The sequence below is a fragment of the Saccharibacillus sp. CPCC 101409 genome, assembly GCF_030518235.1.
GTDB lineage: Bacteria > Bacillota > Bacilli > Paenibacillales > Paenibacillaceae > Saccharibacillus.
Map to the genome: position 1 here is coordinate 31,998 of NZ_JAULSA010000009.1, position 16,569 is coordinate 48,566.

Below are 16,569 nucleotides of genomic sequence, written 5' to 3' on the forward strand. Positions count from 1 at the left end.
GTCCAGCATGCGTGAAATAAAGCCGGTTTCGACCTCACGCCGGGAAAAGAACCGTTCAGTCGGCAAACCCGTACGATTAACGCACAAATACTTTCAAGAGATGTGAATTTGCGTAAAGTAGATTATAATGAAAGGGAACAAATGTTCACCCGAAAAGGAGGGGGAAACCCGTGGCCTTCATGATCGCACAACGTGCATTTATCAAGCTGTACCTCATCACCATGGTCGAACAGCAGCGCGGATACGGATACCAGATGCTCGAGGAAATGAAGGAGAACTTCAAACCCTTCGGGTACGTTCCTCCCCAAAGCGAAATTTACCGCGCGCTGCACGAGCTGGTGCACGAAGGCATTTTCTACCGCACCAAGCAGCTCAAAGGCAGCGATCCGCGCGTCGATTTTCAGGAAATCGTGCTGTATCATTTTACCGACGACGGTCCGGAGAAAGCGAAACTGTACAAAAAACAGGTAAAAACGGATCTAGACCGCTGCCTGGGCATGCTCAACAAAGCCGCGTCGGACAACTACGGCGTTTGACGCGCCGTCCGCGCGGGCGGGTAAAGCGCAACCGTATACACGGGAGTCCGCCGAAAGTAGAGGAAGGACGGGAACGTCCGCCTCTATTTTTTGTGCCGCGTGCGCGAGCTCGGCAGCTTTGACGCGCTGAGGCGCGGCGGTTGGCAGTTTCAATAGAAAACGTTATCATAAGCAGTAAGAAAAGCGGCGAAGCCGTTCTGCACAGAGTAAATCAAGCTTTGCGAAGGAGGAAATCGAATGGCTCGACAACTGAGATGGGGCATCCTTGGCACTGCGGGCATCGCCATGGGTTCGCTTATTCCGGCGATCAAGGAATCCGAGCGCGGCACGGTGGCCGCCATAGCCAGCCGCAGCGCGGACAAAGCGCGCCGGGCCGCCGAACAAGCCGGAATTCCGCGGAGCTGCGGGAGTTACGAGGAACTGCTGGCCGACCCGGAGATCGATGCCGTTTATATTCCGCTGCCGAACCACTTACATAAAGAATGGACGATCAAAGCCGCGCAGGCGGGCAAACACGTATTGTGCGAAAAGCCCGCGGCTCTCAATGCGCAGGAAACCCGGGAAATGCTGGAGGCGTGCGAGCGGCACGGCGTGCTTTTTTCCGAAGCGTTCATGTACCGTTACGGCGGCAAGCACCAGCGTCTGCGCGAAATTCTGGACTCCGGCGAGATCGGGGAGATTCGCGCAATGCACGGGGTGTTCACTTATTGTACGCCGGACGATACCGGCAATGTAAGATTCGACCGGGCGAAAGGCGGGGGTTCGATCTACGATATCGGCGTATACCCGTTCTCCGCCGCCCGCATGATTGCGCAGGCCGAACCGCTGTGGGCGTCGGCGCATGCGTTTTTCTCCCCGGAGCACGACCAGGTGGATATGAACGCTTCCGGCCTGCTCGGCTTTCCCGGCGGAATCGCCCTGACGTTTCAATGCGGGATGTGGGCGTATAATCGCTCGTATTTCGAAGTGACGGGCACACTGGGGCGCATCGAGCTGCCGTATATGTTCGGTTGGAGGGAGAATCCGCAGCTTGTCGTGCACACCGACCGCGAACGCCGCGAAGAGAAGCTGCCCTGCGCCAATCACTACGCGCTTCAAGCGGACGCGTTCGCGCGCGCCGTGTTCGGGGAAGAACCGCTGCCTTACGGACCGCGGGACGCTCTGCGCAATATGCGCGTCGTCGACGCCTGCTTGCAGTCCGCCAGGGAAGGCCGCAGGGCGGACATCGAGCAGGATTGATTGCGTTAAAAGGTAAGCGTGGAAAGAAGCGCAGCTCCCGGCCGGAGTCCGCTTTTTGCGCCAGCCGCGCCTATCGAAACGCCAAGCAGCGACAGCTTTGAAAAAGGAGTGCCGCACGCGCCGCCGCCATCGTTAAAACGAGGCGGCGGCTTTTTTGCGGATCGACGTCAAAAATATTTTAACGTAACTATTGATTTCTTGGATTTATCCGTTAAAATAAAAACAACGTTAAAATAATTTTAACAATAATAAAAATTTGAGGAGGAAATAACAAATGGACGATATTCAAACTCTGCACGGAAGCGTTCCGAGATCCAAACAGCGGACGAAAGCGAAAAACCTCGGCATGACGGAGCTTCTGAAACAAAAGTCGTTTATGCGCCTGCTTCTCTCGCGCATTCTGTCCAACTTCGGAGATGCGGTGGATGCGATCGCCTACAGCTGGCTTGTGTATATGCTGACCGGATCGAAACTGATGATGGGCACGCTGTTCGCCGTCGGCATGCTGCCCAACATTCTGCTCGGGCCGTTCGCCGGCGTGCTGGTAGACCGTTGGTCCAACAAGAAAGTGACGGTATTCAGCGCCCTGCTGCGCGGAAGCCTGGTATTCCTCACCGGTTTGATGGTCTTTACGCAGCATATCGAAGTCTGGCATTTGTTCGCTTTGTCGATTCTGCTGTCGTCGATCTCCGCGTTCGCCAATCCGGCCATGATGTCGTGGGTGACGCATACGCTGCCCAAAGACCTGCTGCTGCAGGGCAACTCGCTGTCGGCTTCGATCTCGCAAAGCGCCCGTCTGGGCGGTTACGCGCTGACCGGAGGACTGATCGCCTGGGCGGGCATCGGCGGCGCGTTCTGGGTAAACGCTCTGATGCTGGCGCTGTCGGCGCTTGTGCTGTTTGGAACGCGGGGGCCGGATGTTTCCGCAGCTTCCGCCGCCGGCGAAGAAGACGGATTTATGCAGCAATTTCGCTCGGGAGCCGCTTATCTGTTTGCCGAGAAAAAGCTGCTGCTTATTGTGCTGCTGGTCGCGTTTATCAACTTTGTGGCCGCGCCCGTCGAAGTGCTGGAAGCCGCTTACGTCGCGGAGCTGCTGCACCAGGGACCGGCCGCGCTGAGCGCGCTGAGCATTTCGCTTGCCGCCGGCATGATCGCGGCCGGACTTGCGCTCGGCGGCATCGGCGCAAAATTCAGCAAAGGGCTGCTGATTATCTCCGGCTTTATCCTGCACGGCGTCTCGCTGGCCCTGCTTCTGCTGCCGCCCGCGCTTCCCGACTCCAATACCGCGCTGGTATTCGCTTCGGCCCTGTATTTTCTGATGGGCTTTTCGGTAAACCTGATCGCTTCCCCGATGACGTCTTACCTGATGGAGAATACGCCTTCCTCCATGCTCGGCCGAATCGGCAGTTTGTTCAATACGATCTGTCTCAGCGCTTATCCGCTCGGCAGCATCCTTGTGGGAAGCGCGGCCGAACATTTCGAGCTGGGCGGCATCTATATCGCCTTGGGCGCGATGACGCTGCTGCCCGGCGCAATCCTGCTGGCCAACCGGACCTTCCGCTCGCTGAAATAAATACCGTTTTGTGCAGCGGACCGCTTTTCGCCTATAATGGATACAGATCACAAGGAGCGGGAGCTGGAGCTGTGGACAAGAAAGAACGCCAAAAAGACAATAAAACGCTGAATTCGCTGGAAGAGATCAAGATCTACTCCGACCCTTACCGGCTGAAAATTATGAAAACCTTTCTGGACTTCGGCCGTACCGCAACCGTAAAAGAAGTAGCCGACCGCCTCGGCGAAGTACCGGCCAAAGTGTATTACCATGTCAAAAAACTGGAAAGCATCGGCCTGCTGTGGATCGATCATACCGAAGTCGTCAACGGGATCGTAGCCAAATACTACCGTTCGTTCGAAGGCGAGATCGAAATCCGCTCCGCCGAGATCGAACCCGAACTGCGCGGCGTTTATATGTCCAACGTACGCCGCCTGGTCGCCGAACAGTTCGACGAGACGCGCGAAGCCTTCCTGAAGCAGACCGACACGAATAACCCTACCCGCCTGGTGCAAAACGTGCTGCATATGAGCAAAGAAGAAGAAAAAGAATTGTTTGGCCGCATCCGGGAACTGCTTGAACCTTACGAACGCAAACGCCAGGGAGAAGGCGTTCTGACATACGATTTCTTCCTGGCCGTAGGCGCCAATCCGGAAGAAGCCTCCCCCGCCGACGAGAGCCGGGGCGAGAGCGCAAACGATGAACAGCCAGCTCCCGAGTCCCCGAAGCCGGCCCAAAAACCCGCCGCCCGAACTCCCCGCGCTAAACGCGGCCCGAAGTAAAAACGGCCGCATCCAGTTTGCATGCAATCAAGTTCGAACGAGGCCGAACCGTAATGAATCGAAGCGACAAACCGCATGACAATGCCAACCCGAGAAAACGCGCTGTTCGTCACCGTCCGACTGTACAGTAGTCGGACGTGCTTTTCCCCGCCGCCACAGCGGAATCGGAAAAGAATAAATAAACGGAATTTTTGAATTCCGTTTAGGTTGGGAATCCGATTTTAAGCTGGAGCTTATAAGCGGAGGGAGAAATTCAGTGGAGGTACAAACTTTCAAAGAAAGTTACCCCGGAAGCATATGCTGATAGTGTTCGCCTTTGAAATCGGGAAGATACAACTAAAATCTAATCAGTCTTCCCGATTTCAACACGCGACCTAAAGTCTTTCGAAGAAAGGCCCATCGTAAGCCTACGCTAACGAATTTCTCTCGCAGCCCCCCCAAGCTTCCCTTACAAATAAGACTTTCCCAACACCCAGAAGGAATCCAACAATTCCGTCTTTTTTCATTTCCCATTCCGCAATCAAATTGAAAGCGCCTCCCCAACCGCGTTATAATAGACCGTGTTGTTGCATCCATTTTGATTTAAAGGAGACTGAACATGTCGATGAATCCAAATGCCGGAGATCGCCCTGTGCACGAAGCGAGCCGCGGCGATTACAACGGAGAAGAAGCCGTCTGGCTGAAATACGGCGACTACGAAGCGGCCGTGCTGCCCAAGATCGGCGGCAACCTGATCGCGTTCCGCGATATCGCGCGCGGCTTCCGCTTCCTGCGCGAGCCGGAAGAGATGCAGGCGTTTGTCGAGAATCCCGGCACGCACGGCATCCCGCCCCTGTTTCCGCCCAACCGTTACGATGGCGGCCGCTTGAAGTGGAACGGCGAAGAATATAAGTTTCCGGTGAACGAAGAAGCCACCGGCAACTTCCTGCACGGCTATCTGCATACGCTTCCTTGGGAAGTGGAAGGATTCGGCGCCGACGAAAGCGGAAGCTTCGTCACCGTCTCGCATCATGTGGGCGAAGGCCATAAGATGTACGAATACTTCCCGTATGCGTTCACGCTTCGTATCCGCTACACCCTCAGTTCGCTCGGACTGGAGCAGTCCGTCACGATCTTTAACGAATCGGGACGCAAATTCCCGGCGCTGCTGGCGTTCCATACCGCGCTTAACGCGCCGTTCGCCGAAGGCGGTTCTTCGGACGACTGCCGCATCAAAGTCACCATCGGCCAGCGCCGCGAGCTCGACGATCGCATGCTGCCGACCGGCGGTTTCCAGCCGCTGACGGAGTGGGAAGAAGAGATGCGCGAAAGCGGCTCCAGCCCGTACGCCGACGAGATGGACAATCATTACACGGCCGTGCCGCAGGGCGGACGCAACCGCGCGGAGATCACCGATACGAGAATCGGCGTCAAGCTCGTCTACGACGTAGGCACGTCGTACCGGCACTGGATGATCTGGAACAGCAAAGCGGGCGGCAAGTTTATCTGCCCGGAACCGCAAACGAATCTGGTCAACGCGCCGAACCAATCGCTGCCGGCCGAAGAAATGGGACTGTTCGCGATCGAGCCGGGCGAAGTCTGGCAGGCGACCAGCCGGATTTACGCCGTGGACCTGGCTTCGGGCGTATAAACCCGACCCGACCGGCAGACGTTTCGCGCAGGCTGTCGAAACCCCAAACGATAAGGAGGAACCGAAATGGAACTATCGGAAGCGATCCGCACCCGCCGCAGCGTGGGCGCGGTCACAAGCGAGGAAATCTCCCGGGACCGGATCGAACGGATTCTGGAAGCGGGCACCTGGGCTCCGAATCACCGCAAGACCGAACCGTGGCGGTTCTTCGTGCTCCAGGGAGAAGGAAGAGGCAAGCTGGCTTCCGCGCTGGCGGATGTCGAAGCGGCCGAGAAAGGCATCGAGCCTTCCGCCGAGCAGCGCGAAGAGATGCTCGCTTCGGCGCTGAAGAAAGTCTCGCGGGCTCCGGTGATTATTGCCGTAGGCTGCGAGCCGGTCGAAGGACCGAAGATTATTCCGATCGAAGAAACGCTGGCCGTCGCCGCGGCCGTCCAGAATATGCTGCTTGAAGCGCACGCGCTGGGACTGGGCGCGGTATGGAGAAGCGGAAGCCCGTGCTATCACCCGGTGATGGCGGAACGCTTCGGCCTCGGCGGCAGCGGACAGATGCTCGGATTTATTTATCTGGGTTACCCGGACCGCGAGCCGGGCGAAGGCAAACGCGAGCCGGCGGAAAGCAAGACTGTCTGGATCGACACGTTCGAAGCCTGATCCGGTTAGCGGCGGGCCGGTAAGCTTATAGCGGCGCACGCCGCGCGACTTTCAAGCAAAGCCCCGCCCGGACCGTCCGGCCGCGGGGCTTTGCCGTGTCCGTTTCGAAGAAAGCCCGGCTCGGCGTTTGCCGACGGGGATCGCTTATATTTATAATGAAAGAGGAACGGCGGAAGACTTCCTCCGCCCGGAAGGAGAGGGATGTATGCGTGAGCTTTGGACGGAATCGCCGGCCTTCTCGGTGACTGAATCGGATTATGCCGGCAGGATCCGACCTTCGGCGCTGCTCGGCGCCATGCAGAATGCGGCGGACCGCCATCTCGAAGAAGCGGGCATATCGGTCGGGCGGATGCTGGAACACGGACTGGCCTGGATTCTGATGACGACAAAACTGGACTTGAACGGTTTGCCGAAGCTCGGGATTCCGATCGAGCTGGAAACCTGGAACTGCGGCGCTTCCGGCGTGCAGTGGACGCGCGATTACCGTATACTCGGCGCGGACGGGGCGGAACTGGCCCGCGCTTCGACGGCATGGACGCTGGTGGATATGGCCCGGCGCCGGATTCTGCGTCCGTCGGCAGTTCCGTTTCCGCTTCCGACAAGCGGTCGTCCTTCGCTGGCCGGAGCGCCGGACAAGGCCGTGCTCCCGGGCGAAGACGCCGCCTGGACGGAGGCCGGTTCTTATACGGTTCCATACAGCGCGGTGGACTGTTACGGCCATATGAACAATGCGCGTTATGCCGATCTGTGCATGGATCTGCTGACGCCGGAGGAACTGCGTACGCTCGATCTCTGCTCGCTGCATATCACGTACAGCCGGGAAGCGGCGATGGGAGACCGGCTCGCGCTGCGCCGCTGCCGGCTCGGAAACGAGCTGGCGATCGGCGCGGCGGGTGAAAACGGACGAAGCACGTTCGAAGCCGTACTGACATTCGCGCAATCGTCTGCGGCGTCCGAAACGGAAAACGAAAGGGGAACTGTCGAATGAAAAGAAATACGCTTGGACAATCGGATCTTCAGGTAAGCGAGATCGGCCTGGGCTGCATGTCGATCGGCACGGAAGAAAAAACGGCGGTGCATCTGCTGCACGAAGCGCTCGATCTGGGCATCAATCTGCTCGATACGGCGGATTTGTACGATGCGGGCCGCAACGAAGAACTGGTCGGCCAGGCGATCAAAGGCCGCCGCTCAGACGTCGTGCTGGCGACCAAAGTCGGCAACCGCCGGATTCCCGGTCAGGAAGGCTGGGCCTGGGACGCATCGAAAGGGTATATCCTGTCGGCGGTCAAAGACAGCCTGCGCCGCCTTGGTACGGACTATATCGATCTGTATCAGCTCCACGGCGGGACGCTGGAGGACCCGATCGACGAGACAATCGAAGCATTCGAACAGCTCAAGCGGGAAGGGGTCATCCGCTGCTACGGCATTTCGTCGATTCGTCCCAATGTGATTCGCGAATACGTATCCCGTTCCAATATCGTCAGCGTCATGAGCCAGTACAGCATTTTCGACCGGCGTCCGGAGGAAGAAGTGCTGCCGCTGCTGGAAAGCAAAGGGATCGGCCTGATCGCCCGCGGTCCGGTCGCCAGCGGCATGCTTGCGGACGGCGGCGACACCAAGCTGTCCAAAGGACTGCTCGGATACGGCGAAGAAGAGCTGCGCCTGTTCCGCGAAAGTATTCGTTCGGCCGCCGACCGGTCGCTGACCGAAACCGCGCTGCGCTATCCGGCGGCCGCGCCGGCGGTGGCCTGCGTGCTGGCGGGCGCAAGCTCGATCGAGCAGCTTCGGGCAAACGCGGAAGCCGCTTCGAAACCGCCGCTTCGCGGCGAGGAGCTGACGGCTATCCGCGAAGCGATTCCGGCTAATTATTACACGCAGCACCGCTGATCCTTTCGCCGGAAAGTTCCGTTTTCCGTTAGAGCGCTTCCTGTTAAGGGTAAGAGAAAGAAGAAGCCGATAACAGGAGGTGCGCGCAGCTATGGACAACGAACAAAAAAAAGTGAAAGAACGCGAAGAAACCGAAGCGCTCCAGCAGAACCAGAAAGACGACAATCGTCAGGGGTCGCACGATCATCCCGAACAATACCCGACCGGCAATGAAAGCCTGTTCGATATGCACGAGAGCGAGATGAACGTCGATCCGCTGCCGATGGAAGATATCAGGATGGAACAGCAGGAAGAGAAAGACAAAGACGCGACCAAAAGTCGTTCTTCCAGCGACGATAAATACAAAAGCGGATTCTGACTCAATCGCAGAGCGCAACATAGAAAAAGCCCGCTTTCCGGAAAACCGGAAAGCGGGCTTTTGACATGCTTGCGGCATGGCGCGTGACAAACGCCGCATTCGAGGCGGTACGCTCAAACCGCGCCGGACGCAAGATGGTTCGATTGGTTATTCGGGATTGTCTCCCTGCTCCGCCTCGCGGCGGAGTATATCGAGCTTGCGGTAGCGTCTTGCGCCGCGTCTGAGCACGGTGAACTCCAGATTGTCGTGCGTCCATTTGCGGCCGACGGACAGGTCCGTGCGCTGGCCGTACAGCCAGCCGCCGATCGTGTTCAGTTCCTCGTCGTCGAGATCGGTCCCCAGCAGCTCGTTGATCCGGTGGATAAACACTTTGCCGTCGACGATCAGATGATCGGCGGATACCTGGACGATCTCCGCTTCTTCGGCGGCGTCGAATTCGTCGCGGATATCGCCGACGATCTCTTCGAGAATATCCTCGATCGTCACCATGCCCGACGTTCCGCCGTATTCGTCCACCAGAATCGCGATATGCGTATTTTCTTTTTGCATTTTTGTGAGCAGGTCTTTCACCGCCATCGTTTCCGATACGGACATGACCGGATGGATCAGCGCGTCCACACGGGTATCCGGGTCTTCTTCCAGCGCCAGGAAATACTGCTTCGTATTGATCATGCCGACGATATTGTCCTTGCTGGAATCGGCGACCGGAAACCGCGTATACTGCTCCTGCAAAATGATGCGGCGGTTTTCTTCGCGCGACTTGTCGAGATACAGGCAGGCCATATCGGTGCGCGGCACCATGATTTCGTTGGCCAACATCTCGTCGAACGCGAAGATCCGGCTGACATAGCCGTATTCGCTCTGGTTGATCTTGCCGCCTTCGTAGCTTTCGTTCAGAATCAGGCGCAGTTCTTCTTCGGAATAGGCTTCGCCGTGTTCGCTCGCCGGCTTCATGCCGATCAGCCGCCCGATCTGGTTGGCCGAGCCGTTCAACAGCCAGATAAACGGATACATCACTTTATAGAAGACCAGCAGCGAACCGGCAACGGCCAGCGTGACCGCTTCGGATTTCTGGATCGCGACCGTTTTGGGGAAGAGCTCGCCGACGACCACATGCAGGTACGTGATGATAACGAAAGCCAGCACATAAGACAGCAGGGCGGCGACCGCTTCGGGCACGGCCGGAACCGCTTCGAACACCGGATGCAGCAGCAGTTCCATCGTCGGCTCGCCGAGCGAACCCAGGCCGAGCGCGGTAATGGTGATGCCGAGCTGGCAGGCCGACAGCGAGCCGTCCAGGTTGGTAATGACTTTCTTGGCGTTGACCGCCCGTTTGTTGCCTTCCATAATCAGCTGGTCGATCCGGCTGGTTCGGACGCGAATAATCGCGAATTCGGTAATGACAAAGTAAGCGGTGGCGGCGATCAGCAGCGCCACCAGAATCAGGTTGACTGTAATGGTAACTCCCATGGCGGACGAATGTCTCTCCCTTCGTTAATAAGCGACGAATATGAATCGGATGTACGGGGCGATTCCTTGTACATTCACATAATTGGAGAGAAATTTGAGCGGCCGCAGCAGCATGCGCTTCAAACGCAGGCCGACCGTCGCGCCGAGCAGCAGCGCGGCGGCGGGAAGCGAGAATGCGGGCCGGTCCGGCGGCGCGGGATCGGGAGTCGGCGGCGGTCCGGACGGCATCCACGGCAGAGACGACGGACCGGACGGCAGCGGTCCCACTCCGGTGTCGGCGCTGTTGAGATTGTCGAGCGCTTCGTCGATATCGATCGGGTCCGCGTCTTTGAGCACGGCCGGCGACAAACAAAGCACAAGCGTCAGAAGCAGGATAAAGATCGTTAAGCCCCCGTTTTTCGCCAAACAAAAAACGTTCAGGGGCCTGCGTATTCGGTTCGAAAAAGTAAACGTCCTCCTTTCCCGGGAAGTGTCCCGACAGCTCCGAACGCCGGCTTTTATCAAAAGTTCCGGCTTGCTCATATCTAGATAAATTTTAAGAATCCGGCGCGCTTCTGTCAAATAAACGTTCAAAACCGGGGTTTTGGTTTATATATATTTTTGAAACCGGCTGTACAAAAGCAAGCGAATACGGGCAAATAAAGCCGTTCCAATGCAAGTACATTCTTTTTTTACGAATAGAGAGGAGCCCTGTTCATGCTGTACGACTGCGTCATTATCGGAGGCGGAATCGCGGGCACCCAGGCTGCCATCCAACTGGGGCGTTACAGCGCGCACAAAGTGCTCGTGATCGACTCAGGCTACGGACGCTCATCGATTTGCCATACGTACCACAATATTCTCGGTTGGGACGAAGGCGTGACCGGCGAGTATCTTCGCAAAACGGGGAGAAAGCAGGCGGAAGCGCTCGGCGCCGAGTTTTTGCAGGATACGGTCACGGAAGCCGCGCGCGACGGAGAAAGCTTCGTGCTTACGACCGGAACGGGCAAACGCTTCGCCGCCCATACCGTATTGATCGCCACCGGGATGGTGGACCGCTATCCGACGATTCCCGGGCTGCGCGATACGCTGGGCTACAGCGTGTATATCTGCCCGGACTGTGACGGCTACGAGATCGTCGGCCGGCGCACGGTGCTGCTCGGTTCCGGCGAAGAAGGGTCGGGCATGGCGGTACTGCTTTCGGAGCGCACGCCGCACCTGACTTACGTCAATCACGAGAAAGCGCCGATCGACGAAAAGCTGCTGCTTCATCTGCGCAAGCTGGGCGTCGATTACGAAGAACAGCCGGCGGCCGAAGTACGTTCCGACGGCAGCGGCAATATCGAAGCGGTCGTGCTGGAAGACGGGCGGGTACTGGAAGCGGAGCGCGGGTTTATCGCTTTCGGCGGCAATCACGTGCGCACCGAACTGGCCGGGCAGCTCGGCGTAACGCTCGAGAGCAATCTTCATATCAAGACCGATCCCAGAACGAAGATGACCGATGTCGAAGGCGTCTGGGCCGCCGGGGATATTTCCCTCCACTCGGAATTGACGGCGATCGCGATGGGAGACGGAATGCAGGCCGCGGTTTGGATTCATAAAAGATTGCGCAAAATCGACAATTCGGGATGAACGGGTTCAGATTTGGCAAACGGGTTAATAATAGGCAGCAGGGTCGCAACTTGAGAGGAGAATGAGAGATGGGCAACTTGAGAGAATCGAACCATGCGATAACCAAGGACGGGGAACTGCGGACCGACAAGATCGGGGAAACGATCGACCGGATCGACGACGACAAGAAAGACCGGATTCTCGAAGATTTCGAATCGTTCAAGAAGTATCTGCATAACCGGATCAAGATCGGGGAAAGTATCGGTCTCGGCGAAGAGCAGCTGGCGAAAGTCGCGCAGAAAGTTGCGGGCTATCTGGCCGAAAACGAAAAGCCTCGCAACAGCGAGGAAAAGCTGCTGCAGGAATTATGGAAAGTCGGAGACGAGGAGCAGCGGCATAAACTGGCTCATATGCTGGTCAAGCTGGCTCAATCTTCCTGAATAGATGATAAGCTCCGGAATAGACGGGCCGTGGATCGGATGCGCCATCGGGCGCGCCGTTTGGCCGGCAGGGCACAAAAATCGGACATTTATTTTCGTTCGCAGCCTATAAGGAGCAGCAAAGCCGCCGACCGATTTTGAGAAAGCCTTCCGGCACTAGGGAGGTTTTTCTTTTTATGTGTAATTAATGTCATAACGGTAACGAATGGAAACCGAATTTAAATTTCGAAAAGCGAGGTGAAACGCAGTGCCGATTATCGGAATCGATCTGGGTACAACGAACAGTCTGGCATCTTACCGCACGGAAGAAGGAAGCACGTTGATTCCGAACGCACTTGGAAACGTGCTGACTCCTTCCGTCGTCGGAGTCGACGACAACGGCCAGATTCTGGTCGGCGAAATCGCAAGAGAAAGGCTTGTAACGCATCCCGAGAGGACGGCTGCGCTTTTTAAACGATACATAGGCACGGACCGGCGCTACCAGCTGGGCGAGCACGAATTTTCCCCGGAAGACCTGTCGGCTTTTATTTTGCGCTCGCTCAAGCAGGATGCCGAAGATTTCCTGGGCGAACCGATTGAAGAAGCGGTGATCAGCGTACCCGCTTACTTCAACGATATCCAGCGCAAAGCGACCAAGCGCGCCGGGGAGTTGGCCGGACTGCGCGTCGAGCGGCTGATCAACGAGCCTACGGCCGCGGCTGTCGCCTACGGGCTGCATCTGGAGCAGGAAGAAAGCCAGTTCCTCGTCTTCGACCTGGGGGGCGGCACGTTCGACGTATCGATCCTGGATATGTTCGAAGGCGTAATGGAAGTCAAATCGGTGGCGGGCGACGCTTTTCTCGGCGGCGAAGACTTTACCGACATGCTGATCGACCGCTTCCTGGAACAATTCGAACTCGACCGGGATCGCCTGGACAAACGGACGATGGCGGCTCTGCGCAAGCAGGCCGAGCAGGGCAAGCGGCTGCTCAGCATGCAGCAGGACGCCAAGCTTTCCTGTACCGTGGAAGGGGAAACGTATGACTGGACGGTGGACCGCGGGCTGTTCGACCACCTCTCCAAGCCGCTGCTGAACCGGCTGCGCAACCCGGTCGAACGCGCGCTCAAAGACGCTTCGCTCAGCCCGCGCGAGCTGAACGAGATCATTCTGGTCGGAGGAGCGACCCGCATGCCGCTGATTTACTCGTTCGCGGCGCGGCTGTTCGGCCGCTTTCCGGCCGCGCGCATCCATCCCGACGAGACGATCGCGATCGGAGCCGGCATCATCGCCGCGATGAAAGAGCGCCGCGAAGAATTGAAGGAAGTGGTACTGACGGACGTATGTCCGTATACGCTCGGTACGATGGTGACGGTCAAAAGCGGCGAAGTCGGCTACGACAGCGGTCATTTCTACCCGATTATCGAACGGCATACCGTGATTCCGGCCAGCCGCGTCGAGCGCTTCTATACGGTCAGCGACGAGCAGAAAACGATCCGCGTCGAAATCTACCAGGGCGAGAACCGGCTGACGCGCAACAATATCAAGCTCGGCCAGCTGGAAATTCCCGTTCCGGGCGGCAAAGCGGGCGAACAGGCCGTCGATATCCGTTTTACTTACGATATCAACGGCATTCTCGAAGTGGAAGTCACCACGCTCTCGACAAGCGAGACCCACCGGCTGTTGATCCGCGAAGACGGAAGCGGCATGTCGATGGAGGAAGTGGAGCAGCGGTTTCAAGAACTCGAAGCAATCAAAATCCATCCGCGCGATAAAGCGGAGAATCGGCTGCTGTTGGCCCGGGGCGACCGGATCTACGAAGAAACCCTCGGCAGCAGACGCACTCAGATCGCCGGCGCGCTGCGGCGTTTCGAAAGCGCGCTGGGCCGTCAGGACGAGCGCGAAATCCGTAAGGAAGCGGTCGTGCTGAAAGAACTGCTGGAGCGGGCGGAAAAACAGCCGGAGGACTGACTATGACGAATATTTGGGCAACGCTTGGGATTGAGCCGACGTCCGAGGTCAAATCGATCAAACGCGCTTACGCGCGCAGACTCAAAGAATGTCACCCGGAAGAAAATCCGGAAGGATTTCAACAGATCCGCCATTCCTACGAAACGGCGCTGGAGGAAGCGAAAACGCTGACGGAGCCGGGCGGGCAGAGTCCGCTCAGCACCGCCGAACGCGTCAGGATGCAAAGTCCGGAACTCGCGGCGGCGGAAACCGGACCGGAAGCGCCGGTTACGCTGTTTCTGCGCAGCTGCGAAAGTATTTACGCCGATATCGAACGCCGGATCGATCCGGAAGTCTGGCAGGAGCTGCTTGACGACGAGATGTTCTGGCCGATCGAGATCCGGCAGCGGATCGGCAGCGAACTGTTTGCGTTTTTGCTGAAGCATCCTTTTCTTCCGCAGGCGGTGCTGCGGCTGCTGGACGAGCATTTCGAATGGACGGCCAGGGAGCGCTCGCTGCAAACCGAACACGAATCGCCCGAAGTGAACGGGCTGATCGAGCGAATCTCGGCTTTCTGGGAGCTGCGTTACGATATGTTGACGGCGCAGGAACCTTACGATTACGATACTTTTCTAAGATTTCGCGAACAGGCGCATTATGCGCTGGTGATGAACGATCTGGAACTGGCCGAGCGTTCGCTCAAAGGCGCGGCTTTGCTCAACAACGGAGAACCGGACTGTCTGCGCCTGATTGCCGCCTTTTATATGCGCAAGCAGGAAACGGGTTCCGCGCTTCAAGTGCTGGACCGCCTGCTGAGCGACTTCCCGAACGAGCCGGAAGCCCGGCTAATGCGCGCCGACGCGCTGCTGCGCAGCCGCGATTTCCCGGCCGCGCTCCGCGACTACGAGCGCCTGCTCGAACTGATGCCGGGCAGCTCGCACGCGCTGGGCGGCATCGCAAACTGCCGGGAAGGCCTGGGCGAACCGTGGAAAGCCAAAGAAGTTTACGAGGAGCTGAACCGGCGCTATCCCGAAGATCTCGACGCGCAGATCCGTCTGCTCAAATTGAACGATAGGCTCGCCGAGCAGCTGCTGCCCGAGGGCAAAGACGAATTGAAAGACGCGCAGAAGCTGGCGGAGCTGTTTCTGGATACGGGCCGGGAAGCGGAGTGCGCGGAGCGCCTGCTCGAATTGGAAAGCCGCCGGCCGCTGAACGCGGAACTGAATTTCCTGCTGGCCAAAGCGCTGGGTAAACTGGAACGGTATGCGGAGAGCGAAAGCCGGCTCACGCTCGCGGCAAAGCAAAGCGAGGCGGAACCGCTCAAGCAGGCCGATGTGTTGAAGCTGCGCGGGTTGATCTATATCGCGCTTGCGCGGTATCAGGAAGCGCGGGCGGATCTCAAGAAAGTGCTTCTTCTTCAGCCTTCCGATCCCGAATCGCTGTATCGTTTCGGCGAATCGCTCAGGCTGGAAGGGCGCTACGAAGAAGCGCTGCAGCTGCTCAACCACGCGCTCGAATTGTCTTCGCAGTGGTATTATCATTCCGCGCGCGGCGACTGCTTCTATATGCTGCGCCGGTACCCGGAAGCTCTGCTCGATTATCTGCGCGTCATCCAGTACGATCGCAGCCTGAGCGAAGCCTGGTTCCGCGCCGCGTATTGTTTCCTGCGCATCGGCGATCACAGCCGGGCGCTGGAGTACTTCGGCGAGTCGCTGCAGCGTGGCTTCCCGCGCGCCGCGCAGCTGCTGATCGCCGAAACGCATTTTCGCGCCGGGGATTCCGCCCGCGCCTTCGAAGTGCTGGACGCGTACAAACGCGAGCAGCCGCAAGACAGCCTGATCCGGGTTGTGGAAGGCGATCTGCACCGTGCGCTCAAGCGGCGGGAAGAAGCGTTGGGCAGCTATGCGGAAGCGGCCGAACTGGCGCCGGAAGAATATCTGCCGGCACGCCTGACAGCGGAAATGCTGCTGCGGCTGGGACGCAAAGCGGAAGCGGAAAGCTCGCTGCGCTCGCTGATCCAGGCCTATCCGCAGCGGGGCTGGGCTTATCTGCAGCGAATCCGCCTGCTGATCGAAGAAGGCCGCTGGGAAGACGCCGAAGCCGCGATCGTGCTGTATACGGACCGGATCGAAGCGAAAGATCAGGATACGATCGTGCTGTTCTACGGCGGATACATCCTGCTGCGTCTGGCGCAGTACGAGCAGGCGGTCGAATTCTTGGAAGCGTCCTGCCGAGTCGGACAGCGCTGCGAAGCGGACGAATACCTGATCCGCTGCTATGTAAAGCTGGGTCTTACGGATAAAGCGGCGGCGCTGGCGGCGGAAGCCGATCCCGCTCCGCGCATGCTGGAGATTCGTCAAGCGCTGGAGCGTCACGAATCGCGCCGGCGGCGGCTGTTCGGACGGAGCCGGGAAGTGGAACTGCCCGAACTCGATCCGCATCCTGAACTGCCCCAGCCGACCGTAGAGCCGCTGCCCGATATTCATTCATTCTGAGGAAGGGGCTGA

16 protein-coding genes are annotated in these 16,569 nt (G+C 58.2%); 14 read left to right on the forward strand and 2 right to left on the reverse strand.

Annotated features, from left to right (window positions below):
* The first annotated feature begins 170 nt into the window (after positions 1-170).
* The 10 genes from QWJ34_RS18170 (at position 171) to QWJ34_RS18215 (ending at position 8,635) form a co-directional block, all read left to right on the forward strand.
* Positions 171-536, forward strand: a complete 366-nt coding sequence (locus QWJ34_RS18170; RefSeq protein ID WP_302730004.1) for a replication termination protein — start codon at positions 171-173, stop codon at positions 534-536.
* A 237-nt stretch (positions 537-773) separates the two neighbouring features.
* Entirely contained in the window at positions 774-1,775 is a 1,002-nt protein-coding gene (locus tag QWJ34_RS18175) for a Gfo/Idh/MocA family protein (RefSeq protein ID WP_302730005.1), read from the forward strand.
* 18 nt (positions 1,776-1,793) lie between these two features.
* Complete coding sequence (locus tag QWJ34_RS18180; RefSeq protein WP_302730007.1) at positions 1,794-2,012, forward strand: hypothetical protein; 219 nt, start codon at positions 1,794-1,796, stop codon at positions 2,010-2,012.
* A gap of 37 nt (positions 2,013-2,049) precedes the next feature.
* Entirely contained in the window at positions 2,050-3,348 is a 1,299-nt protein-coding gene (locus tag QWJ34_RS18185; protein WP_302730008.1) for an MFS transporter, read from the forward strand.
* Between the two features lie 71 nt (positions 3,349-3,419).
* On the forward strand, positions 3,420-4,109 hold the full coding sequence (locus QWJ34_RS18190; RefSeq protein WP_302730010.1) for an ArsR/SmtB family transcription factor: 690 nt from the start codon (positions 3,420-3,422) through the stop codon (positions 4,107-4,109).
* Between the two features lie 598 nt (positions 4,110-4,707).
* Positions 4,708-5,739: an aldose 1-epimerase gene (locus QWJ34_RS18195; protein ID WP_302730012.1), complete on the forward strand. Its 1,032-nt coding sequence runs from the start codon at positions 4,708-4,710 to the stop codon at positions 5,737-5,739.
* A gap of 66 nt (positions 5,740-5,805) precedes the next feature.
* Positions 5,806-6,390, forward strand: coding sequence for a nitroreductase family protein (locus tag QWJ34_RS18200; protein ID WP_302730014.1), 585 nt, complete (start codon positions 5,806-5,808; stop codon positions 6,388-6,390).
* A gap of 205 nt (positions 6,391-6,595) precedes the next feature.
* Positions 6,596-7,378, forward strand: coding sequence for an acyl-[acyl-carrier-protein] thioesterase (locus tag QWJ34_RS18205; RefSeq protein ID WP_302730016.1), 783 nt, complete (start codon positions 6,596-6,598; stop codon positions 7,376-7,378).
* Positions 7,375-8,277 (forward strand): aldo/keto reductase, encoded by a 903-nt coding sequence (locus tag QWJ34_RS18210; protein WP_302730018.1) that lies wholly within the window; start codon positions 7,375-7,377, stop codon positions 8,275-8,277. The genes QWJ34_RS18205 and QWJ34_RS18210 overlap by 4 nt, the downstream gene beginning before the upstream one ends.
* Positions 8,278-8,368: 91 nt before the next feature.
* Complete coding sequence (locus tag QWJ34_RS18215) at positions 8,369-8,635, forward strand: hypothetical protein (protein ID WP_302730020.1); 267 nt, start codon at positions 8,369-8,371, stop codon at positions 8,633-8,635.
* Positions 8,636-8,782: 147 nt separating this feature from the next.
* On the opposite strand, the gene QWJ34_RS18220 is transcribed toward QWJ34_RS18215, so the two are convergent.
* A complete protein-coding gene (locus QWJ34_RS18220; protein ID WP_302730022.1) occupies positions 8,783-10,105 on the reverse strand; it encodes a hemolysin family protein in 1,323 nt (440 codons plus the stop codon).
* A 24-nt stretch (positions 10,106-10,129) separates the two neighbouring features.
* Entirely contained in the window at positions 10,130-10,510 is a 381-nt protein-coding gene (locus QWJ34_RS18225; protein ID WP_302730023.1) for a hypothetical protein, read from the reverse strand.
* A gap of 291 nt (positions 10,511-10,801) precedes the next feature.
* Here QWJ34_RS18225 and QWJ34_RS18230 point away from each other — a divergent pair, with 291 nt between their 5' ends.
* From QWJ34_RS18230 to QWJ34_RS18245, 4 genes are all read left to right on the forward strand, one after another.
* Positions 10,802-11,716 carry an NAD(P)/FAD-dependent oxidoreductase gene (locus tag QWJ34_RS18230; RefSeq protein ID WP_302730024.1) on the forward strand — a complete coding sequence of 305 codons (915 nt, stop codon included), beginning with the start codon at positions 10,802-10,804 and terminating at the stop codon, positions 11,714-11,716.
* A 77-nt stretch (positions 11,717-11,793) separates the two neighbouring features.
* Positions 11,794-12,135 carry a DUF3243 domain-containing protein gene (locus QWJ34_RS18235; protein WP_302730245.1) on the forward strand — a complete coding sequence of 114 codons (342 nt, stop codon included), beginning with the start codon at positions 11,794-11,796 and terminating at the stop codon, positions 12,133-12,135.
* A gap of 247 nt (positions 12,136-12,382) precedes the next feature.
* Complete coding sequence (locus QWJ34_RS18240; protein WP_302730025.1) at positions 12,383-14,083, forward strand: molecular chaperone HscC; 1,701 nt, start codon at positions 12,383-12,385, stop codon at positions 14,081-14,083.
* A gap of 2 nt (positions 14,084-14,085) precedes the next feature.
* The gene (locus QWJ34_RS18245; RefSeq protein ID WP_302730026.1) at positions 14,086-16,557 is read left to right on the forward strand and encodes a tetratricopeptide repeat protein; all 2,472 of its coding nucleotides are present in this window, start codon (positions 14,086-14,088) and stop codon (positions 16,555-16,557) included.
* Positions 16,558-16,569: the final 12 nt, after the last annotated feature.